This is a genomic window from Candidatus Tenderia electrophaga, from assembly GCA_001447805.1.
Taxonomy (GTDB): Bacteria; Pseudomonadota; Gammaproteobacteria; order Tenderiales; family Tenderiaceae; genus Tenderia; species Tenderia electrophaga.
In genome coordinates this window covers 1,321,012-1,342,450 of record CP013099.1, presented here as the reverse complement: position 1 = coordinate 1,342,450, position 21,439 = coordinate 1,321,012, and the positions used below count along the sequence as shown (strand labels likewise).

At 60.1% G+C, this 21,439-nt stretch carries 20 protein-coding genes; 7 read left to right on the top strand and 13 right to left on the bottom strand.

From position 1 onward, the window contains the following. The first annotated feature begins 14 nt into the window (after positions 1-14). Complete coding sequence (locus Tel_06225) at positions 15-311, top strand: RNA-binding protein (GenBank protein ALP52783.1); 297 nt, start codon at positions 15-17, stop codon at positions 309-311. Here the strand turns inward: Tel_06225 and Tel_06220 are convergent. The 9 genes from Tel_06220 to Tel_06180 all read right to left on the bottom strand — a co-directional run bounded on the left by Tel_06220 (position 296) and on the right by Tel_06180 (position 12,150). Beyond that, entirely contained in the window at positions 296-760 is a 465-nt protein-coding gene (locus Tel_06220; protein ALP52782.1) for a hypothetical protein, read from the bottom strand. The genes Tel_06225 and Tel_06220 overlap by 16 nt on opposite strands. Before the next feature lie 144 nt (positions 761-904). Further along, positions 905-1,381, bottom strand: a complete 477-nt coding sequence (gene greA / locus Tel_06215) for a transcription elongation factor GreA (GenBank protein ID ALP52781.1) — start codon at positions 1,379-1,381, stop codon at positions 905-907. Then, a complete protein-coding gene (carB, locus tag Tel_06210; protein ALP52780.1) occupies positions 1,378-4,608 on the bottom strand; it encodes a carbamoyl phosphate synthase large subunit in 3,231 nt (1,076 codons plus the stop codon). The genes greA and carB overlap by 4 nt, the downstream gene beginning before the upstream one ends. 186 nt (positions 4,609-4,794) lie before the next feature. Then, on the bottom strand, positions 4,795-5,940 hold the full coding sequence (locus tag Tel_06205; protein ID ALP52779.1) for a carbamoyl-phosphate synthase small subunit: 1,146 nt from the start codon (positions 5,938-5,940) through the stop codon (positions 4,795-4,797). Positions 5,941-6,085: 145 nt separating this feature from the next. Next, positions 6,086-6,892 (bottom strand): 4-hydroxy-tetrahydrodipicolinate reductase, encoded by an 807-nt coding sequence (locus tag Tel_06200; GenBank protein ALP52778.1) that lies wholly within the window; start codon positions 6,890-6,892, stop codon positions 6,086-6,088. A 167-nt stretch (positions 6,893-7,059) separates the two neighbouring features. Then, positions 7,060-8,202, bottom strand: coding sequence for a molecular chaperone DnaJ (locus Tel_06195; protein ID ALP52777.1), 1,143 nt, complete (start codon positions 8,200-8,202; stop codon positions 7,060-7,062). A 119-nt stretch (positions 8,203-8,321) separates the two neighbouring features. Further along, positions 8,322-10,253, bottom strand: a complete 1,932-nt coding sequence (gene dnaK, locus Tel_06190; GenBank protein ALP52776.1) for a Fe-S protein assembly chaperone HscA — start codon at positions 10,251-10,253, stop codon at positions 8,322-8,324. 90 nt (positions 10,254-10,343) lie between these two features. Next, entirely contained in the window at positions 10,344-11,012 is a 669-nt protein-coding gene (locus Tel_06185; protein ID ALP52775.1) for a hypothetical protein, read from the bottom strand. A gap of 91 nt (positions 11,013-11,103) precedes the next feature. Beyond that, positions 11,104-12,150 carry an HrcA family transcriptional regulator gene (locus tag Tel_06180; protein ALP52774.1) on the bottom strand — a complete coding sequence of 349 codons (1,047 nt, stop codon included), beginning with the start codon at positions 12,148-12,150 and terminating at the stop codon, positions 11,104-11,106. 174 nt (positions 12,151-12,324) lie between these two features. Between Tel_06180 and Tel_06175 the strand changes: the two genes are divergently transcribed. Both Tel_06175 and Tel_06170 read left to right on the top strand, forming a co-directional pair. Then, the gene (locus Tel_06175) at positions 12,325-13,194 is read left to right on the top strand and encodes a hypothetical protein (protein ALP52773.1); all 870 of its coding nucleotides are present in this window, start codon (positions 12,325-12,327) and stop codon (positions 13,192-13,194) included. Positions 13,195-13,206: 12 nt separating this feature from the next. Next, on the top strand, positions 13,207-14,883 hold the full coding sequence (locus tag Tel_06170) for a DNA repair protein RecN (protein ALP52772.1): 1,677 nt from the start codon (positions 13,207-13,209) through the stop codon (positions 14,881-14,883). 251 nt (positions 14,884-15,134) lie between these two features. On the opposite strand, the gene Tel_06165 is transcribed toward Tel_06170, so the two are convergent. After that, positions 15,135-15,566 (bottom strand): Fur family transcriptional regulator, encoded by a 432-nt coding sequence (locus Tel_06165; protein ID ALP54754.1) that lies wholly within the window; start codon positions 15,564-15,566, stop codon positions 15,135-15,137. A 174-nt stretch (positions 15,567-15,740) separates the two neighbouring features. Between Tel_06165 and Tel_06160 the strand changes: the two genes are divergently transcribed. Continuing rightward, positions 15,741-16,052 carry a hypothetical protein gene (locus Tel_06160; GenBank protein ALP52771.1) on the top strand — a complete coding sequence of 104 codons (312 nt, stop codon included), beginning with the start codon at positions 15,741-15,743 and terminating at the stop codon, positions 16,050-16,052. A gap of 12 nt (positions 16,053-16,064) precedes the next feature. On the opposite strand, the gene Tel_06155 is transcribed toward Tel_06160, so the two are convergent. From Tel_06155 to Tel_06145, 3 genes are read right to left on the bottom strand one after another with little or no spacing between them, the layout of a single operon-like run. Then, entirely contained in the window at positions 16,065-16,391 is a 327-nt protein-coding gene (locus Tel_06155) for a hypothetical protein (protein ALP52770.1), read from the bottom strand. Next, positions 16,372-16,809 (bottom strand): cyclase, encoded by a 438-nt coding sequence (locus tag Tel_06150; protein ID ALP52769.1) that lies wholly within the window; start codon positions 16,807-16,809, stop codon positions 16,372-16,374. Before Tel_06150 ends, Tel_06155 begins: the two co-directional genes overlap by 20 nt. A 1-nt stretch (position 16,810) precedes the next feature. Then, positions 16,811-18,199: a transporter gene (locus Tel_06145; protein ID ALP52768.1), complete on the bottom strand. Its 1,389-nt coding sequence runs from the start codon at positions 18,197-18,199 to the stop codon at positions 16,811-16,813. Between the two features lie 143 nt (positions 18,200-18,342). On the opposite strand from Tel_06145, the gene smpB reads away from it, so the two are divergent. The 3 genes from smpB to Tel_06130 all read left to right on the top strand — a co-directional run bounded on the left by smpB (position 18,343) and on the right by Tel_06130 (position 21,327). Beyond that, complete coding sequence (gene smpB / locus Tel_06140) at positions 18,343-18,825, top strand: SsrA-binding protein (protein ALP52767.1); 483 nt, start codon at positions 18,343-18,345, stop codon at positions 18,823-18,825. Positions 18,826-18,914: 89 nt separating this feature from the next. Next, entirely contained in the window at positions 18,915-20,384 is a 1,470-nt protein-coding gene (locus Tel_06135) for a hypothetical protein (protein ALP54753.1), read from the top strand. 763 nt (positions 20,385-21,147) lie between these two features. After that, positions 21,148-21,327 (top strand): hypothetical protein, encoded by a 180-nt coding sequence (locus Tel_06130; GenBank protein ID ALP52766.1) that lies wholly within the window; start codon positions 21,148-21,150, stop codon positions 21,325-21,327. Positions 21,328-21,439: the final 112 nt, after the last annotated feature.

The following is a 21,439-nucleotide window of genomic DNA, read 5'->3' as shown; positions in this document are numbered from 1 at the left end:
GAGTTACTTCAGAAATGTCATTATCGGAACATCAAAAACGCCAGTTACGCAAACTCGGCCATCATCTCAAACCCGTGGTCATGATCGGCGCCAACGGCCTGACCGAGGCTGTGTGCAATGAGGCCGACCTCTCACTGGCCCATCACGAGCTACTCAAAGTCAAGGTCAATGCCGCGGACCGGGACGAGCGCGATGCCATCATCGCATCACTCTGTGAGCGCTGCGCCGCCGAACTCGTACAGCGCGTCGGTCATGTGGCCTTAGTTTACCGCCGCAATCCGGAAAACCCAAAAATTCATCTGGAACGATAATCTCCCGTCTCGCGGCGAACCACCAGCAGCAGGCCCAGCAAGCTGGTGATCAGATACAAGATCGAGGAAACACCGTGCAACATGCCGAAACGTCCAGCGGCTTCACTGCCCGGCGTCAGTCCGGCCAGTTTCAATTCCTGCATCATGGGCTGCAGTACGAACAGTGAAATCAGAACCAGCGCCAGCATCGATACCAGAGCAATCACTCTGAGCTCTTTCAACCATGCTCTACCCGCGCGCAAGAGGGCAAATATCAGCAACAGGCCCCCACATACCAGACCGACATAATTCATCGCGGTAAACATGTGCCCGGCCAATTCGCCGGCCAGGCGGCGCTCATCAAGACTGGCAAACAGAATCGGGGCGACCAGGTAACCGATCACCCACAGGCCACCGACCCAAAGGGTTTGCAGGACGCTTTCTAAACCAACTAAAAATTTACGGGTCAACGAGACTTACCACTGGCGCGGGAATAATGAATGTTCGTCTCCCGAAACCGTTGGCCGCATGGCCGCAGCCACCGCGCGCGCAGGGAGGTATGGACGCCGTGTTTCAGGAGATAAGCATTCATTATCCAAGGACTCATTTTCTATCTAAACGTAGTGAACAGCGACGATTTCGTATTCTTTGTCGCCGCCCGGCGCCTTGACGATGACCTCGTCACCCGCCTCCTTGCCGATCAGAGCGCGGGCGATGGGTGAACTGATGGAGATACGATGCTGGCTGATGTCCGCTTCCAGATCGCCGACAATCTGATAGGTCACCTGCTTTTCCGTCTCCAACTCCAACAGATCGACGGTGGTGCCGAACACTACCTTGCCGCCGGCATTGAGTTTGGTGACATCGATGATCTGCGCCGCGGAAAGCTGGGATTCCAACTCGGCGATGCGTCCTTCGCAAAACCCCTGCTGCTCCTTGGCGGCGTGGTATTCGGCATTCTCTTTCAAATCACCGTGCGCGCGTGCCTCGGCAATGGCCTGGATGATGCGCGGACGGTCCACAGCTTTTAGACGCGACAATTCTTCACGCAGGCGTTCAGCGCCCTTGGCAGTCATTGGTACGGTACTCATGCCGACAACTCCTCGTGCAAATCTTGCAGACGGTTTACGCCGTATTCATCGGCGTGCTTAAGCGCCATGCACATGGCCCGGCCACCCGCCAGCGTGGTGGCATAGGTGACTTTGTGTTGCAAGGCCTGGCGCCGGATGACGTAGGAATCCGCAATCGCCTGGCGCCCTTCCGTGGTGTTGACGATCAAGGTGATTTCATCGTTCTTGATCATATCCACGATATGGGGACGACCCTCATCCACTTTGTTGACCACCTCGCACGGAACCCCGGCCACGGACAGCACCTCCGCCGTACCGCGGGTGGAACAGACCTGGAAGCCCAGTTCAACCAGATCGCGGGCGATTCTGACCACCCCGCCTTTGTCGGCATCACGCACGCTGACGAAGGCCTTGCCACTCGAAGGCAACAGCACGCCGGCGCCGCGCTGGGCCTTGGCGAAGGCCTCGGCAAAGGTGCGTCCGACGCCCATGACCTCGCCGGTGGATTTCATCTCCGGACCGAGAATAGGGTCCACGCCGGGGAACTTCACAAACGGAAACACGGCCTCCTTGACGCTGAAATACTTGGGCACGATCTCGCTGCTAAACCCCTGCTGCGCCAGTGTCTGGCCGGCCATACAACGGGCCGCGACCTTGGCCAGCGGCTTACCCACCGCCTTGGAGACGAAGGGCACGGTGCGCGAGGCGCGCGGATTCACCTCGATAACATAGATCTCGTCGTCCTGGATGGCAAACTGCACATTCATCAGACCGATCACGTTGAGCTCGCGCGCCATTTTGACCACCTGCTCACGCAGCTCGGCCTGGTGCTCGGCGGAGACGCTGTAGGGCGGCAGCGAACAGGCCGAGTCGCCGGAATGGACGCCGGCTTGTTCGATGTGTTCCATCAGGCCGCCGATGACGACATCTTTGCCGTCGCTGACAGCGTCCACATCCAGCTCCACGGCATTATCCAGAAAACGGTCCAGCAGAATGGGCGAATCATTGGAGACCTTGACCGCGTTCTGCATATAGTTGAGCAGTCCTTCTTCGCTGTAGACGATCTCCATGGCCCGACCGCCCAATACATACGAGGGCCGTACCACCAGAGGAAAGCCCATCTCGCGCGCCGCCTCCACCGCCGCTTCGGCGTTGCGGGCGGTGCAGTTGGGCGGCTGGCGCAGACCGAGCTTTTCCAGCATCTTCTGGAAGCGCTCGCGGTCTTCGGCCAGATCGATGGAGTCGGGCGTCGTCCCGATGATGGGCGCGCCGGCGGCCTCCAGAGGGCGAGCCAGCTTGAGCGGCGTCTGGCCGCCATACTGGACAATAATGCCCTTGGGGTTTTCCTTGCGCACGATCTCCAATACGTCTTCCAGGGTCAGCGGTTCGAAGTAGAGCCGATCCGAGGTGTCGTAGTCGGTGGAGACCGTCTCCGGATTGCAGTTGACCATGATGGTTTCATAACCGTCCTCGCGCATGGCCAACGCGGCATGGACGCAACAATAGTCGAATTCGATGCCCTGTCCGATACGATTAGGACCGCCGCCCAGGACCATGATCTTGTCCTTGCCGGTGGGATCGGACTCGCATTCCTCTTCATAAGTGGAATACATATAGGCCGTCGCCGTGGCGAATTCCGCGGCGCAGGAATCCACACGCTTGTAGACCGGATGCACATCCTGATCATGGCGCAGCTTGCGGATCTCATCCTCATCGGTATCCAGCAGCGTGGCCAGGCGGCGATCGGAAAAGCCCTTACGCTTCAGGCTATACAGACGCGACTTGGTCAATGCGCTGACACCCTGCTCCTTGACCAGTTTTTCCTCTTTGACCAGGTCCTCGATCTGCACCAAAAACCAGGGGTCGATCATGCTGTGCTCGTGCACCTCTTCCACCGACCAGCCGAGACGGAAACCCTCGGCGACATACCAAAGCCGTTCGGGGCCGGGGATACGCAGTTCCTGGCGCAGCTTCGACAGGGCATCCTCGGCGCTGATGTTGGCGAAATCCATAATATCGTCCAAGCCGTCGACGCCCGTCTCCAAACCGCGCAAGGCCTTTTGCAGGGACTCCTGCTGAGTGCGGCCGATAGCCATCACCTCGCCCACCGACTTCATCTGGGTGCCCAGCACCGGCTGCGCCTGCGGGAATTTCTCGAAGGTAAAACGCGGCACCTTGGTGACCACATAGTCCAGAGTCGGCTCGAACGAGGCCGGCGTCGCGCCGCCGGTAATTTCATTGCGCAATTCGTCCAGGGTGTAGCCCACGGCCAGCTTGGCCGCCACCTTGGCGATGGGGAAGCCGGTGGCCTTGGACGCCAAGGCCGATGAACGCGACACGCGTGGATTCATTTCGATAACGATCATGCGACCGTCGACCGGATTGATGGCGAACTGGACGTTGGAACCGCCGGTATCAACGCCGATCTCGCGCAGCACCGCCAATGAGGCGTCACGCATGATCTGGTATTCCTTGTCCGTCAGGGTCTGGGCCGGGGCGACGGTGATGGAGTCGCCGGTATGTACGCCCATGGGGTCGAGATTCTCGATGGAGCAGACGATGATGCAGTTGTCCTGATGGTCGCGCACCACCTCCATCTCGAATTCTTTCCAACCGATAATGGATTCCTCGATCAACAATTCGTTGGTAGGCGACAAGTCCAGACCGCGCTCGCAGATCTCGACGAACTCTTCTTTGTTATAGGCGATGCCGCCGCCGCTGCCGCCCATGGTGAAAGAGGGGCGGATGATGGTGGGAAAGCCGACGGTCTCTTGAACCTTGAAGGCCTCTTCCATGTTGTGGGCCACGGCCGAGGTGGGCAGGTCCAGACCGATCTTGCGCATGGCCTGGGCGAAGCGGTCGCGGTCTTCGGCCTTATCGATGGCGTCTTTGCTGGCGCCGATCAGTTCCACGCCGTATTTCTGCAACACCCCCTGCTTGTCCAGATCCAGGGCACAATTCAGCGCCGTCTGACCGCCCATGGTGGGCAGCAAAGCGTCCGGCTTTTCCTGTTCGATGATCTTGGCCAGGGTCTGCCAGGTGATGGGCTCGATGTAGGTGGCATCGGCCATCTCCGGATCGGTCATGATGGTGGCCGGATTAGAGTTGACCAGGATGACGCGATAGCCCTCTTCGCGCAGCGCCTTACAGGCCTGGGCGCCGGAGTAGTCGAACTCGCAGGCTTGACCGATGACGATGGGGCCGGCGCCGATAATCAGGATGCTTTCGATGTCAGTACGTTTTGGCATTTTTTAACTCTGAATAAAATTTAGTCCGCGCATGAACGCGGATGGACTCAAATTAAAAACACTCCCAGCTTCCCCCTTTTTTAAAGGGGGGATTGAGGGGGATTTAAAGGTTTGGAGCTGTTAGCCATAAATCTCCCCCAGCCCCTCTTTAGAAAAGAGGGGAGCCTTATATGCGTCCATCCGCGTTCATTCGCGGACTGATCGCATTAATTCAATAAAATGGTCAAACAGCGGCGCCGCATCATGCGGCCCCGGGCTTGCCTCGGGATGCCCCTGAAAACTAAACGCCGGCGCATCGGTGCGATGGATGCCCTGCAGGGTGCCGTCGAATAGCGAACGGTGAGTGACGCGCAAGGTGTCGGGCAATGTCTTTTCGTCCACGGCGAAGCCATGGTTCTGGCTGGTAATCATGACGCGCCGGGCGTCTTCGTCAAACACCGGATGGTTGGCGCCGTGATGGCCGAACTTCATCTTCACGCTCTTGGCACCGCTGGCCAGGGCCAACAATTGGTGCCCGAGGCAAATCCCGAATACCGGGATATTGGTCTCCAGGATCTCCTTGATCGCTGTGATGGCATAGTCACAGGGCTCGGGATCACCCGGACCGTTGGAGAGAAACACCCCATCGGGCTGCATGGCCAACACGTCGCCGGCGGGGGTCTGGGCCGGCACGACGGTCAGGCGACAGCCGCGGTCTACCAGCATGCGCAGAATATTGCGCTTACAGCCATAGTCATAGGCCACCACGTGATAGGGCAGCATTTCATCGACCGGGTGCAGCGCCGCCGGCAAGCCTTTCTCGATGGTCCAGCTCCCCTGGGCCCATTCATAAGGTGCGTGGGTGCTGACATCCTTGGCCAGATCCAGACCCTGCAAGCCGCCAAAGGCCTTGGCCGCCGCCAGGGCGGTCGCTTCATCCGCACTGTCGCCGGCAATAATGCAGCCGTTCTGGGCGCCCTTTTCACGCAGAATACGAGTCAGCTTGCGGGTATCGATGTCGGCGATGGCGACCACGTCGTTGCGTTTTAAATAAATATCCAAGCCTTCACGCTTGCGCCAGCTGCTGGCCAGCAGCGGCAGGTCGCGAATGATCAGGCCGCTGGCAAACACCTTGGACGATTCATCGTCTTCGGGATTGACGCCGACATTACCGATGTGGGGGTAGGTCAACGTGACGAGCTGACTGCAATAGGACGGATCGGTGAGGATCTCTTGATACCCGGTCATGGACGTGTTGAACACCACCTCGCCCACCGTCTGCCCTTCCGCGCCGATGGCTCTCCCGTGAAACACAGTACCGTCTTCCAAGACTAACAGGGCCGACTTATCCAATTGATCCTCCGAGCGCTAGCTGCAAAAACGGGGTGACCCTTACGACTCACCCCGCCCCTGCGTCTGACAAATTTAATTACGCAAATTCTACTAAATTGGGCTCTGCCTGTCCACGCGGAGCCCGCCGTCTCAGGCGTTTTCAAATTCACTCTTTCAAGCCCAGGACGTCCTGCATGTCGTACAAGCCGCTTTCCTTGACACCCAGCCAGGCCGCCGCCCGCGCCGCACCGTTGGCAAAGGTCATGCGGCTGGACGCCTTATGGGTAATCTCCACCCGTTCGCCCATGTCGGCGAACATCACCGTGTGTTCGCCGACGATATCGCCGGCGCGAATGGTCTCGAAGCCGATGGTGTGGCGCTCGCGCGCGCCGGTCTGGCCTTCGCGACCGTAGACGGCGCACTCTTTTAGGTCACGCCCCAGCGCCTCGGCCACCACCTCACCCATGCGCAGCGCGGTGCCGGAGGGCGCATCCACCTTGTGGCGATGGTGGGCCTCGATCACTTCAATATCCACCGCGTCGCCCAACACCCGCGCCGCCATATCCAGCAGCTTGAGACACAGATTGACACCGACACTCATATTCGGCGCGAAGACGATGCCGACGTCCTTGGCCGCCACGCCGATCTGTTGTTTTTGCAAATCGCTGAAACCGGTGGTGCCGATCACCAGGGAACGACCGGCGGCGCTACACACCTCAATATGCTTCAGGGTGGCTTCGACGGAGCTAAAGTCGATCAAGACATCGAACTGATCAATCACACTGGACAGGTCTTCCACCAGCCTGACCCCGATATTACCGATACCCGCCACTTCACCGGCGTCGGCGCCCACGAAGGCGCCGCCGGGACGCTCCGTGGCTGCGGTAATCGTTAGATCCGGATGCTGATGACAGGCCGTCACCAGATTGCGCCCCATACGGCCGGCGGCACCGGCGATCGCCACTCGTGTCATGATTCTCTCCCTTGGAACTGATCGCGTCGCGTGTTCAGCCTAGCCCGTATCTCCCACCGGCATAGGCGCGGCGTGAACAGCGCCGGGTTGATCAACATTGTTGATCGTCCTGCATCGGCTTAAATCACCTATACCACAGCCGTTGGCCCGCCGGTGAGAAAGGCGGGCTAAAACTTCATGTCTTCGAAAAACTTCTTTACCCCATCGAACCAGTTGCTGGTACGCGGGCTATGCTTGCCCTTACCTTCTTCCATGGAGCGCTCAAATTCTTCCAGCAGCTCTTTTTGCTTGCGGTTCAGATTGACCGGAGTCTCCACCTCGATACGGCACAGCAGATCACCCACCGCCCCGCCATGCACCGATTTAACCCCCTTGCCGCGCAGACGAAACAGCTTGCCGGTCTGGGTCTCGGGCGGGATCTTCAGTTTGACCCGGCCCTCCAAGGTCGGCACATCCAGCTCGCCGCCCAGCACCGCGGTGGTGAAACTGATGGGGACTTCGCAATACAGGTCGCTGTCCTCGCGGGTAAAAATGGCATGCGGACGCACCTTGATCTGGACATAGAGATCACCGGGCGGACCGCCGTTCTCGCCGGCCTCGCCCTCGCCCGCCAAGCGGATACGATCGCCGCTGTCGACGCCGGCCGGGATCTTCACCGACAGGGTCTTCTGCTCCTTGACCCGGCCTTGGCCGTGACACGTGCCGCAAGGATCCTTGATGACATTGCCCTTACCGTGGCATTGGGGGCAGGTCTGCTGCAGCGAGAAAAAGCCCTGCTGGATGCGCACCTGACCGCGTCCGCCGCAGGTGGTACAAGTCACCGGGCTGGTGCCCTTCTTGGCACCGGAGCCGTGACAGGTCTTGCAAGTCACATGGGTCGGCACGCGAATCTTGACCGTGGTGCCGGCCACCGCCTCCTCCAGGCTCAGCTCCAGGTTGTAGCGTAGATCGGCGCCGCGATAGACATTGGCGCCGCCACCGGCGCGGCCAGCGCCGAAGATGTCACCGAAGACATCGCCGAAAATATCGCTGAAACTGCCGCCGCCGAAGCCGCCTGCGCCCGGACCGGCGCCGCCCATAGAGGCGTCCACCCCGGCATGACCGAACTGGTCGTAGGCGGCACGCTTCTGGGCATCGGACAGGATTTCGTAGGCCTCCTTGGCCTCCTTGAATTTCGCCAAGGCGTCGGCATCGTCGGGATTGCGGTCGGGATGGTACTTCTGCGCCGCGCGGCGGTAGGCCTTTTTAACATCCGCCTCGCTGGCGTTGCGCGCCACCCCTAGTACTTCGTAATAATCTCGTTTGGCCATTTATCGCCTACTTCTGGTTTTATAGCCCTCCGAGGGCGTAAACTTTTCCATTCTTTTTAACGTGCGATGACAGGCGCGGCTGGCAGCCGCGCCTGTCATCGCCGGACACCTGAGTCAAACTACTTCTTGTCGTCGTTGACTTCCTCGAACTCGGCATCCACCACATCCTCCTTGGATGACGAACCGCCACTCTCGGCCTCGGCTTGGGCCTCGCCGGCGCCCTGCTCACCGCCCTTCTGGGCATAAACGCGCTCGGCCAGCTTGCCGGAGGCCTCAGCCAGGTCCTTGGTCTTGGCCTCGATCTCGTCCTTGTCCTCACCCTTCATGGCGGTCTGCAAGGCCTCGATGGCAGTTTCGATACGCGACTTTTCGTCGGCCTCGACCTGGTCACCCAGCTCTTCCATGGACTTGGTGGTCGCGTGAATCATGTTGTCCGCCGCGTTGCGCGCCGCCACCAGTTCATGGAACTTCTTATCCTCCTCAGCGTGGGCCTCGGCGTCCTTGACCATCTTTTCGATCTCCTCGTCATTCAGACCGCTAGAGGCCTTGATGACGATGGACTGCTCCTTGCCGGTGGCCTTGTCCTTGGCCGAGACATTGAGGATACCGTTGGCGTCGATGTCGAAGGTGACCTCGATCTGGGGCACGCCGCGCGGCGCCGGCGGGATATCGGCCAGGTCGAAACGGCCCAGGGATTTATTGGCCGTGGCCTGCTCGCGCTCCCCCTGCAACACGTGCACGGTCACCGCGTTCTGGTTGTCGTCGGCGGTGGAAAACACCTGCGATGCCTTGGTCGGGATGGTGGTGTTCTTGTCGATCAGCTTGGTCATGACGCCGCCCAGGGTCTCGATACCCAGGCTCAGCGGGGTAACGTCCAGCAGCAGCACGTCCTTGACGTCGCCGCCCAGGACACCGCCTTGGATCGCTGCGCCCACGGCCACGGCCTCGTCGGGATTGACGTCCTTACGTGCCTCCTTGCCGAAGAATTCCTTCACCGCGTCCTGCACCTTGGGCATGCGGGTCTGGCCACCTACCAGGATGACCTCGTCCACGTCGGAAGCCGACAGACCGGCGTCCTTGAGGGCGGTGCGGCAGGGTCCGATGGTGCGCGTCACCAGCTCATCCACCAGCGACTCCAGCTTGGCGCGGGTCACCTTGATGTTGAGATGCTTGGGCCCGGAGGCATCGGCGGTGATATAGGGCAGATTGACATCGGTCTGCTGCGCCGAGGACAGCTCGATCTTGGCCTTCTCAGCGGCCTCTTTGAGGCGTTGCAGGGCCAGCGGATCATTGTGCAGATCAATGCCGTTCTCTTTCTTGAATTCGTCGGCCAGATAATCAATCAGGCGCAGGTCGAAATCCTCACCACCCAGGAAGGTGTCACCGTTGGTGGACAACACCTCGATCTGATGCTCGCCTTCGATCTCGGCGATCTCGATAATGGAGATATCAAAGGTACCACCGCCCAAGTCGTAGACCGCAATCTTGCGATCGCCGCCCTTCTTGTCCATGCCGTAGGCCAGGGCCGCGGCGGTGGGCTCATTGATAATGCGCTTGACCTCCAGCCCGGCGATCTTGCCGGCATCCTTGGTGGCCTGGCGCTGTGAGTCGTTGAAGTAGGCCGGCACGGTGATCACCGCTTCGGTGACCGGCTCGCCCAGATAGTCTTCGGCGGTCTTCTTCATCTTCATAAGAATGCGCGCGGAAATTTCCTGCGCTGCCATCTTTTTGCCGTTGACTTCGACCCAGGCGTCGCCGTTGTCCGCCGCGATGATCTTGTAGGGCACCATCTTGATGTCCTTCTGCACCTCGGCGTCCTTGAACTTGCGGCCGATCAGGCGTTTGATGGCGAACAGGGTATTCTGCGGATTGGTGACCGCCTGGCGCTTGGCCGACTGCCCCACCAGCACCTCACCGTCGTCGGCATAGGCGACGATGGACGGGGTGGTGCGACCGCCTTCACTGTTTTCAATGACGCGCGGCTTGCCGCCTTCCATGATGGCCACACATGAATTAGTGGTACCTAGGTCTATACCGATGATTTTACCCATTGAAAAAATCTCCGTTGTTAATCTCGTAGTGCAAATTTTCTTGGCTGTATCAGCTGCTTATCCCTCATATGGGGACAGCGCCGCGGGAATTCAAGCCATTTCGTCGATGTTGTTGCCGTTGTTGCCGTTGCCGCCGCCGGGCGGCGTGTCCGAACCGGAATTGGAGCTCGCCACCACCACCATGGCGGGGCGCACCAGGCGATCGTTGAGCTGGTAACCCTTCTGGTAGACGGTCACTACGGTGTTGGGCTTGGCGTCCGGCACATCTTGCATGGACATGGCCTGGTGCAGGTCGGGATTGAAAGGCTGACCCGCCGGATTGATTTCGGTGACGCCGAATTTGCCCATCACATCGCCCATCATCTTCAAGGTCAGCTCGATGCCCTCGCGCACCTTGTTCAGATCGGTCTCTTCCACCTGGGCCGCGGCCTCGCCCAGCTCCAGGCTGTCCTTGACCGGCAGCAGCTCGTTGACGAATTTTTCCAGCGCGTATTTGTGGGCGCCCTGCACATCGCGCTCGGCGCGGCGGCGGACATTCTCAAGCTCGGCCTGCAGGCGCAGCACATGTTCCCAGTGTTCCGTCGCCTTGAGCTGGGCCTCCTGCAACTGCTGCGTCAGCGCCTCGCTGGCGGCTGCTTCCTGGGCCGCCTGCTCGCCCTCGGGCGGGGCCTCGGTCTGCGCCTCCTGCGGCGGCAAAACCTCGGCTTCAGGCTGCTCGTGTGCCTCTGCTTGGTTGTTTTCCTGATGCTTTTTAGTCATGACTTTCGGCCTTTTCCTCCAAACTGAACCCCGTCATAGCGGCGGCCATGATAACACTTAGTCCAAAACTGACTATGGGATATGGGGGTGCTTAGCGCCGATTCAAGGCATAACCCAACAATTTTGCGGTCACGTCCACGATAGGAATGACACGCTCATAGGCCATGCGTGTGGGGCCGATGACGCCGAGCACGCCGAGGCACTGGCCGTCGACCTCATAGGGGGCGGTCACCACGCTGCACTCGTCCAGCACCTGGTAGCCGGATTCCTCGCCGATGAAGATCTTGACGCCCTTGGCCTGCATCGAGTTGTCGAGCAGATAAAGTATGTCGCGTTTTTCATTGAAGGCCTCGAACAACCGGCGCAACCGCTCCACCTGAGACAGCTCGGAAACTTCCATCAGATTGGTCTGCCCGGCCATGACGTAATCGCCGTCCCCGCCTTCGGAGCCGGAAAACACCTTGTCCGCCATCTCGATGGCCGACTGCATCACCGCGTCCATGTCGGCCTTGGTTTCGCGCATTTCCCTGAGCAGGGTCTCGCGCACCGCGCGCAACCCCTTGCCGGCGAAGGCGGCATTCAGGTAGTTGGCGATCTGCTCCAGCTCGGACTTGGCATAGTCGCGCCCGGCATCGATGATCACATTGCGCACATCGGTGGAGCTGATCACCAGGATGGCCAGCACCCGCTTGCCCGACAAGGGCATAAACTCGATGTGCTGCAGCGACATGCCGCCCTGGTTGGGCACCATCACCACCCCGGCCAGGCGGGTGACATCGGACAGCAGGCCAGAGGCGCGGCTGATCAACATCTCGGTATTGTGCAGCGACGCGCCCTGCAACTCGTGCTCGATACGTTTCACCTCGGCGGACTGCAGCGGTTTGACCTGGAGCAGGCTGTCAACGAACAGACGATAGCCCTTGGCGGTGGGAATGCGACCGGCGGAGGTATGGGGCGAGACGATCAGGCCCAGTGCTTCCAGGTCAGCCATCACATTGCGCACCGTGGCCGCACTGATGTCGAGTCCTGAGTCATGCGCCAGGCTGCGCGAACCCACCGGCTGACCCTGCTGGATATAGGTCTCGATCAGCGTGCGAAGCAGGTGCTGGGAACGCTCATTGAGACCTTCTATCGCCATGTTGAAACGCTTCTTCCGGGCTGAGATTCGCTTTCAAGGGATCGCGCTTGACAGAAAGCGGTCGCCACACGCCAAGCCTGCAAAAAACCTATCAACTGCCCTGGAGAGTGTCAAGCCGAGCCTATATAAAAAGAAGATGGAAAATCCAGCCCGGTTATCATAGAGTTGGGGGTTATGAAGGCAGAATTTAAAACCATCGGAATTATCAGTAAGTTCAGCGACCTGAGCGTCGGCGCCAGCGTCACCACCCTGATCAACTTTCTGCTCGAACGGGGCTGTAACGTGGTGCTGGATGAAAGCGCCGCCAAGACCCTGCCGCCCTCCGAACTGGATACGGTCGACCTGGCTCGCCTGGGCCGGCGTTGCGATCTGGCCGTTGTCGTCGGCGGCGATGGCACCATTCTTCATTCCGCCCGGGCCCTGGCGGACGCCGACATCCCGCTGGTGGGCGTCAACCTGGGCCGCCTGGGTTTTCTGGCCGACATCCTGCCCGACGAGATGATCGAGAAGCTGGGCGAGATCCTGGACGGCCACTATTTCGAGGAACGGCGTTTTCTGCTCACCACCCACGTGGAACGCGCCGGCGCCTGCGTTATCGAGGGCTATGCCTTCAACGATGCGGTGCTGCACAAATGGAACTCAGTGCGCATGATCGAGTTCGAGACCCGCGTCGACGGCCAGCTGGTCAACTGCCAGCGCTCCGACGGCATCATTGTGTCTACCCCCACCGGCTCAACCGCGTATGCCCTGTCCGGTGGCGGCCCGATCCTGCATCCCAGCATGAACGCCATCGCCCTGGTGCCCATCTGCCCCCATACTCTCAGTAACCGGCCGCTGGTGATCGACGGCGGCAGCGTGGTGGAACTGATTGTGAACACCGGCAGCCAGCCCCATGTGCGCATCACCCTGGACGGCCAGGACAACTTCGAGGTCAACGATGACGACCGCATCGTAATCCGCAGAAAAGACGCGCCGATTCGCCTGATTCATCCGGCCGGCCACGATCATTTTCAATTGCTGCGCGCCAAGTTGAACTGGGGCTGACACAGCGTCGCGATGCTGACCCAGATCTATATCCGCAACTTCGCCATTATCGACCAACTCGAACTCGAGTTGGAGTCGGGCATGAGCGTCATGACCGGCGAAACCGGGGCCGGCAAATCCATCCTGGTGGACGCCCTGGGCCTGGTGCTGGGCGACCGCGCCGAGAGTGACGTGGTTCGCCACGGCGCCGAGCGCGCCGAAATCTGCGCCTATTTCGACCTCGCCCATCTCAGCACGGTGCGCGATTGGCTCGCCCGCCATGACCTGGACGCCAGCGAAGAATGCGTGCTGCGCCGGGTCATTTCCGCCGCAGGCCGTTCACGCGGCTATATCAACGGCAGCCCGGCCCCGCTGCAACTGATGAAGGAGTTGGGCGAAATGCTGGTGGATATCCACGGCCAGCATCAGCACCAATCCCTGCTCAAACCCGGCGTCCAACGCCTGCTACTGGACGATTACGCGGATCACAAGGCGCTGGTGGAGCAGGTCCGCACACTGCAGCGGCGCTGGCAAGAGGCCAGCGAAAAGCTGGAGGCGCTGCGCGACAACGCACGCGCAAAAGACGCCCGCCTGGAACTGCTGCGCTATCACGTAAAGGAACTGGAGGCCCTCGACCTGGATGAGGGTGAACTGGAACAACTCGATGAAGAACAACGCCGCCTGGCTAACGGCGGCAAACTACTGGAGCAATGCGGCGCGGCCCTGGAGGCCCTCTACGAGCGCGACGAAGGCAATGCCCTGCAGCTGATCAACCAGCACCTCGCCGAACTGGAGGCGCTGCGCCGGCTCGATCCGCAATTGGCAGCGGTGTGCGACCTGCTCAGCGAGGCCGCCATCCAGATTCAGGAAGGCTGCGGCGAACTGCGCCACTACGTCGACCGCCTGGAGCTGGACCCGGAGCGCCTGACCTGGGTGGAGCAGCGCCTGGGCAGCATCCACGACCTGGCCCGCAAACACCATGTCGACCCCGAGGCCCTGCCCGAACTGCTGAGCCAATTCAGCGCCGAACTGCAGCAGCTGGAAAATGTGGACATCGAACTGGAAACCTTGGAACGCGAAATCGAACAGTTACGCCGCGACTATAGCGACAGCGCTGCCCAACTGGGCCAGAAGCGCCGCAAGGCGGCCGCCAAGCTGGCCAAACAGGCCACGACCATCATTCAGGCGCTGGGCATGCCGGCGGGCAAATTCAGCATCGCCCTGACGCCGCGCGACACCACCACGCCGCATCGCCACGGCCTGGAGACGGTCTGCTTCGAAGTCAGCGCCAATCCCGGCCAGCCGGCCAAGGCGCTGGCGAAAGTCGCCTCGGGCGGCGAGCTGTCGCGCATCGCCCTGGCCATCCAGGTATTGCTCAGCAACAGCCAACGCATCCCCACCCTGATCTTCGACGAGGTGGACACCGGCATCGGCGGCGCCGTGGCGGAAACCGTCGGCCGCCAGCTGCGCACCCTGGGCAAGAGCCACCAGGTGCTGTGCGTCACCCACCTGCCGCAGGTGGCGGCGCTCGGCCATCATCACTTTCAGGTCAGCAAGCAGATCGACAAGGGCAGCACCCGCACCGGCATCGCACGGCTTGACGAGCGGGCGCGCCAGGACGAAATCGCGCGCATGCTGGGTGGGGTGGAGATCACCCATCAGACCCGCGCCCATGCCGAGGAAATGATCAACCGTGCCGCCACGGCATGACGCCTGATGCCTGCGTGGCTGGTTGGGGGGACTGAATCGGCCGCGAAGACTAGGCCGGCGGGGAATGCAGGCTAGCCCGCATTTCTCACCACTCTCCTACTGCGAACGCCAACCCATCTGATTTGACGGGGCGTTCTCACTCCAGCCAGCTTGACGTAGTGTCGACTACGCCTGCACCGTCTTCCGCTCCGAGCACCCCGTCAAATCAGCGCCTTGGCGCTCTCGCAACGAACAGTGGTGAGAAATGCGGGCTAGTTACCCTCGGCTTCCTTCTTCTGGCACTCGGGACACACGCCATAGATATGCAGGCTGTGATTGGTGATCTTGTAGCCGGCCTTCTTGGCGATCGCCTTTTGGCGCTCCTCGATGGTGTCATCGACAAACTCATCCACCCGGCCGCAGGAGATGCACAGCATATGATCGTGATGCTCGCCCTGGTCCAGCTCGAACACCGAATGGCCGCCCTCGAAGTGATGACGCTCCACCAGGCCGGCGGCTTCGAACTGGGTCAATACCCGGTAGACGGTGGCCAGGCCGATGTCTTCGTTACTGTCCAGCAGGGCCTTGTAGACATCCTCGGCGCGCATGTGTTGATCCTTGTGCGCCTCCAGGATTTCCAGAATCTTGAGCCGGGGCACGGTCGCCTTCAGCCCCGCCTTTTTTAATTCTTGTGTCTGCACCAAGTTCAACTCCTCCACAATCGGCCACCATGACAGTACGGCCGGGATTGGTGTAAGCTTCCGGCTGCCGAACGGTTGCTGTGGGCAAGCCCTGCTTGCCGCATCAGGCCGCCCGTATTTCCGCCCCAAATAGTGGCGGCGTCCCGGAAACCTCAATAATAGATAATTATTTTAGCAATGCAAAAGCTTCTCATTTCTATCATGTTTTGCGCAACCTTTGTTTTGGGTTGCAGTCCGCACCAGCTGGAAATTCAGCAAGGCAACATCATTACCGATGAAATGCTGGCCCAGCTCAAGCCCGGCATGAGCACCCGCCAGGTGCGGTTTCTAATGGGGTCGCCGCAGCTCAACGATCCGTTTCACCCAGAGCGCTGGGACTATATTTACAGCCTGAGGCAGGATGGCGAGCGCGTCGCCTACAAACATCTGATTCTCTACTTCGACGGTGACACGCTGAGCCGCATCGAACACGAGAAGGGCGACGACTAAGCGCGACGCCGCTCAGGCATCATCGCCACCGCCCTTTTTGGTCTTTTTGCCCTCGGCGGCGCGGCGCCGGCGCACCTCTTTGGGATCGGCCAAGAGCTTGCGATAGATCTCAATGCGATCGCCCTCGCGCAGGGTATTGCTGGGCTTGGTCAGCTTGCCGAAGATACCGACCTTGTTCTCCTCCAGATCGATCTCGGGAAACTTATCGAGAATGCCGGAGAGTTTGATCACCTCTTCCACCGTGGCCTCGGGCGCGACTTCCAGAGGAATGATCAATTGATTATCCGGGCGGGCGAAGGCGACCTCCACGCGTATCTTGTTATCGTTTTCCATAGACATCGGCCGCTCGTTTGACAAAGGCATCCACCATGCTGTTGGCGATTTGATTAAAGACGGGACCGATGGTCAGACCCAGTAATTTGCTGGAAAACTCAAACTCCATCAGCAGCGAGATCTTGCAGGCCTGCTCATCCAAGGCATCGAAGTGCCAGAAGCCTTCCAGATGATGAAACGGTCCCTCCTCCAGACGCATTTCGATCATTTTATTTTTTTGGATGCGATTCGCCGTGGTGAATGACTTCTCGATGCCGCCCTTACTCAGCCGGATGGCGCCGCGCACCAGGTCCTCGTCCCGGCTCAGCACCTTGCTGGAGCTGCACCAGGGCAGAAAATCCTGATAGGACTCGATATCGTCCACCAGGGCGAACATCTCCGCCGCGGAATAGGGCACAAGGGCGTTACGGTTAATGGTCTTCATATCAACGTTCCAATACTGTCATCAGCCAACCCAGCAAACCGGTGGCTTCGAGAAACACAACTATCACCGCCGCAGGGGTCACATAACGTACCAGAAAGCGCCACAGCCGATAACCGACGTGATCACGCATGCGCAGTTCATCCTGCGTCGCTTCCCGGGTCATGATCCAACCGGCGAAAACCGCGATGAACAAGCCCCCCAGGGGCAACATGATATTGGCGGTGAGGTAGTCGAGCAAGTCGAAAAAGGTCTTGTCGAACAAGGTGTAGCCGGACCAGAGGTTGAACGACAACACCGTCCCCAGCCCCACGAACCAGGTCACGATGCCGGCGCCGATACTGGCTGTGGCGCGCTTCATGCCCTTGTTTTCCACCAGCCAGGTGATGGCGGGCTCGATCAGTGAAATCGCCGAGCTCCACGCGGCGAACACCACCAACACAAAAAACAGGGTGCCGAAGAACAGACCGCCGGGCATCTGGCCGAAGGCGATGGGCAGGGTGACGAAGATCAGTCCCGGCCCCTGCCCCGGCTCCAGGCCGTTGGCGAAGACGATGGGGAAGATGGCCATGCCCGCCACCAGCGCCACCAGGGTATCGGCCCCGGCGATCATGAAAGTGGTCCCGGCAATGGAGGCCTTTTCCGGCACATAGGACCCGTAAATCATAATCGCGCCCATGCCCAGGCTGAGGGTGAAAAAGGCATGCCCCATGGCGATGAGAACGCTATCGCCGCTGAGGCTGGAGAAATCGGCATCAAACAGAAATGCCAGCCCCTCGTCGAAATAACCGGTGTTGAGGGCATAGCCCACCATGATGAGCAACAACATGAACAGGGCCGGCATGAGAAAACGAATCGCCTTTTCCAGGCCGTGGCGCACCCCCCGCGCCACCACCACCATGGTCATCACCATGAATATGGTGTGCCAGGCCAACAGACTTTCGGGCGAGGCCAACAGATTATTGAAAATGGCGCCCACCTCGTCGGCCGAGGCGTCAGTGAATCGACCGGAAGCCGCACGAAACACATAAGACAGCGCCCACCCGGCGATCACGCTGTAATACGAGAGAATCAAAAACCCCGCCAGCACACCGGACCAACCCAGGTATTTCCAGTGCGGACTGTGTTTGGCCTCCCGCGCCAGAGTGGCCATGGTATTGATCGGACTCTGGCGACCGCGCCGTCCCAGCAGCACTTCGGCCATCATGATGGGAATGCCGATGCCGGCGATGCACACCAGATACACCAAGACGAAGGCACCCCCGCCGTTCTCACCGGTGATATAAGGAAATTTCCAGATATTCCCCAGCCCCACGGCCGAGCCGGTGGCCGCCAGGACAAACACCCAGCGCGATGACCACTGCCCGTGCATGCTGCTACGCCGTTGTGCCATTGATGCTCCCCTTGTCTCTAATTATGCGCCGGCGACCCTAACGCGGTATTGTCCGCAAAATATCCTTAATGCTCAACTCGCCGGGGCTGAAATCACCCCCGAAAACTTACATTTAACGCCAGTCAGGCTTTATAATTGCCGCCATGGCAAAAAAACCTAAAAAACAGGATAAAAAACCCTCTTCCACCATCGCCCTCAATAAAAAGGCCAAGCACGAGTTTTTCATCGAAGATAAATTCGAGGCCGGCATCGCGTTGGAGGGTTGGGAAGTCAAGAGCCTGCGCGCCGGGCGGGTGCAGATGCGTGACAGCCACGTCTTCGTCAAAAACGGCGAGGCCTTCATGGTGAATGTGCTGATCACCCCCCTGCAGACCGTTTCCACCCATGTCACGCCGACCCAAAACCGTACCCGCAAGCTGCTACTCAACCGGCGCGAGATAGATCGCCTCGTCGGCGCGGTGGAGCGCCAGGGCTACACCATCGTGCCCATCGCCCTCTACTGGAAAAACAACCGGGTCAAGGTCGAAATCGGCCTGGCCAAGGGCAAACAAAGCCATGACAAGCGCGCCACCCTCAAGGAACGCGACTGGGCGCGCGAGAAACAGCGCATTCTCAAACGCGGCTGAGGGCAAACGGGCGGGCGCACACCCCCGTCATCCAATTGTCATACACGTCCCCTACACTCGGGAACACCGAGTGACCCGTGACCTTCATCATGCCCTGTTCCCCCGTGCAACGCCTGCAAACTTCTCTCAGCGACCCGCTCATTGCCCTGCGCAGCCAAATCGAGCAGGAATCCCACCAGATCCTGACCCAGTACTGTGCCAATGAGGCCTGCCTGCAGCACAGCAAGAGCGCCAGGAACTTGGGGCATTATTTAGCACTCCGGCGCCACGATCTGCGACAGCTACAAGACCAGCTGGCGGAAGCCGGCCTCTCCTCCCTGGGTCGCTGCGAGGCCCACGTCATGTACACCCTGAACCGGGTCATCAATATGCTGCAGCGTGACGTCGCCGCCCCCATCGACCCAGCCGACCTCTACGGCGGCCCCGATTACCGCGAGGGCCGGCGCTTGCTGAGCGACAACACCGCCCGCCTGTTCGGCCCGCCGGATGCACACCGCAGCACGCGCATCATGGTCACCCTGCCCAGCGAGGCCGCCGACGACCCCCGCCTGGTGCGCGATCTGATGCTGCGCGGCATGAACTGCGCCCGCATCAACTGCGCCCACGACGACCATGCCAGCTGGCAGTGCATGGTGGACAACATCGTCAAGGCGCGCGCCGAGACCGGTGCCGACTGCGCCGTGCTGATGGACCTGGCCGGGCAAAAGATCCGCACCCGCCTCGACCCCGCCGCCGCCAAATTGCACCTGCACCTGGACGACCGCCTGTTGCTGGCGCGCGACCTCACCACCGCACCCGGCGGCGTCGCCGCCGTAGGCTGTTCCCATGCGCAGCTCATCGACAGCCTGCACGCGGACCAGTGGGCCTGGTTTGACGACGGCAAACTGGGCACCATCGTCGACAGCATCGACGAACACGGCGCCTGGCTGCACGTGGTGCACTGCCGTCCCAAAGGCGTCAAACTGCGCGCGGACAAAGGCATCAACCTCCCCGACACCCACATCCAGCTACCCTGTCTCACCGCCAAGGACCTGGACGACCTGGACTTCGTCTGCCGCCATGCCGACCTGGTCGGCTTCTCCTTCGTCCAAAGCCGCGCCGACATGCAGACCCTGATCGCCGAATTGGACCAACGTCACGCCGCCCACCTGGGCATCGTCGCCAAGATCGAGACCCGTATGGCGGTCAAAAACCTGCCCGAAATCATCCTCAGCGCCCTGCCCCGTTTCCGTCTCGGTGTCATGATCGCCCGCGGCGATCTGGCCGTGGAACTCGGCGGCGTGCGCATGGCCGAAATCCAGGAAGAACTGCTATGGCTCTGCGAGGCCGCCCACGTGCCCGTCATCTGGGCCACCCAGGTGCTGGAGACCCTGGCCAAAAAAGGCATCTCCAGCCGCCCCGAACTCACCGACGCCGCCATGTCCGGCCGCGCCGAATGCGTCATGCTCAACAAGGGCCCATACATCCTCAGCGCCGCCGGCACCCTCAATTCCATCCTGGTGCGCATGCAGGATCATCAGCAAAAGAAGCGCTCCCACATGCGCGCCCTGCACTGGTAGCCTGCAATACCCTGGCCGGGAACTATTTCCTCGCGTACAATGTCTTATCTTCGTAACCAAGGGGGCGATTTGGCTTCGACGTGGATCGCGAAACCCAAGGTGCATGCCGAGGTGCGGATAACCTCGTAAAACCATTCGCAAATTCATAGTTGCCAACGAAGACAACTACGCACTCGCCGCTTAAAACCCGGTAGGGTGCCCTCGGCCCAATGTGTGCTTGTACGCTTGGTCAACCGGGGTCGACTCATACAAGCTCGCCATGAAGCTCGTTTGGGGTGGATTGGTTAAAACCTAAACCAAACTCGCCGTATGTTTTCCCTGCCCGTCGGGTAGCATGCGGTTAAATGAATAGACCGGGATAAGCATGTAGAGCCGAAGGCAGAGGATTTGCGGACGCGGGTTCGATCCCCGCCGCCTCCACCAAATAAACAAGGGTTGCCGACAGGCAGCCCTTTTTTATTTGGTGGCGGTGGTGCCGGGTGAGAGCCCGCGTTCCGGGTTGCCTCGAACCACTGGAAGTGGTTGAGGTACACTTGATGAAGCCCGAAGGGATTCTAAGTGCCGATCCCCGCCGCCTCCACTATTTAAAAAAAAGACAAATCCGTCTCTCCGGGGCCATTCGCCGGGGTAACGGGTTTTCTTTTTCTCCTTTTTTCCAAAGGGGGTTGCGCCCGTTTTACATCTTTCCCTAGCACCTCGCCGCACCATCAATCCTCCCTATTCTCCAGCCATTCTTTACTCTGGCCCGGATCTCAAGCGGCCGATGCGGGCGCACGAGCTGGTGTGCGAGAAGCCGTTCCAGGAGCTGCTCGGGCAGATCGCCAATGAGACCACCATCTTCATGATGCATATCCGCAGGCGCACCCGGGGCAACGAGGTCAATAACTGCAACAACCATCCCATCCGCGCCGGGATCGTCATCGCACTACGCCGAGATAGGTGAAGTGGGATTTCATCCCGCTGAACGGGAAATCAGCCGCCATTGGTTACACCCGTGAGCCGACTTTTGCGGTCTTATCCGGACGAAATCGTTTTACAATCGGCCATTGCCTAAA

Coding starts and splice junctions, on each gene's coding strand:
- Tel_06225 (ALP52783.1), top strand. CDS start 15: ATGTCATTATCGGAACATCAAAAACGCCAGTTACGCAAACTCGGCCAT.
- greA (ALP52781.1), bottom strand. CDS start 1,381: ATGAGTACCGTACCAATGACTGCCAAGGGCGCTGAACGCCTGCGTGAA.
- carB (ALP52780.1), bottom strand. CDS start 4,608: ATGCCAAAACGTACTGACATCGAAAGCATCCTGATTATCGGCGCCGGC.
- Tel_06200 (ALP52778.1), bottom strand. CDS start 6,892: ATGACACGAGTGGCGATCGCCGGTGCCGCCGGCCGTATGGGGCGCAAT.
- Tel_06195 (ALP52777.1), bottom strand. CDS start 8,202: ATGGCCAAACGAGATTATTACGAAGTACTAGGGGTGGCGCGCAACGCC.
- dnaK (ALP52776.1), bottom strand. CDS start 10,253: ATGGGTAAAATCATCGGTATAGACCTAGGTACCACTAATTCATGTGTG.
- Tel_06185 (ALP52775.1), bottom strand. CDS start 11,012: ATGACTAAAAAGCATCAGGAAAACAACCAAGCAGAGGCACACGAGCAG.
- Tel_06180 (ALP52774.1), bottom strand. CDS start 12,150: ATGGCGATAGAAGGTCTCAATGAGCGTTCCCAGCACCTGCTTCGCACG.
- Tel_06175 (ALP52773.1), top strand. CDS start 12,325: ATGAAGGCAGAATTTAAAACCATCGGAATTATCAGTAAGTTCAGCGAC.
- Tel_06170 (ALP52772.1), top strand. CDS start 13,207: ATGCTGACCCAGATCTATATCCGCAACTTCGCCATTATCGACCAACTC.
- Tel_06160 (ALP52771.1), top strand. CDS start 15,741: ATGCAAAAGCTTCTCATTTCTATCATGTTTTGCGCAACCTTTGTTTTG.
- Tel_06155 (ALP52770.1), bottom strand. CDS start 16,391: ATGTCTATGGAAAACGATAACAAGATACGCGTGGAGGTCGCCTTCGCC.
- Tel_06150 (ALP52769.1), bottom strand. CDS start 16,809: ATGAAGACCATTAACCGTAACGCCCTTGTGCCCTATTCCGCGGCGGAG.
- Tel_06145 (ALP52768.1), bottom strand. CDS start 18,199: ATGGCACAACGGCGTAGCAGCATGCACGGGCAGTGGTCATCGCGCTGG.
- smpB (ALP52767.1), top strand. CDS start 18,343: ATGGCAAAAAAACCTAAAAAACAGGATAAAAAACCCTCTTCCACCATC.
- Tel_06135 (ALP54753.1), top strand. CDS start 18,915: ATGCCCTGTTCCCCCGTGCAACGCCTGCAAACTTCTCTCAGCGACCCG.
- Tel_06130 (ALP52766.1), top strand. CDS start 21,148: ATGCGGGCGCACGAGCTGGTGTGCGAGAAGCCGTTCCAGGAGCTGCTC.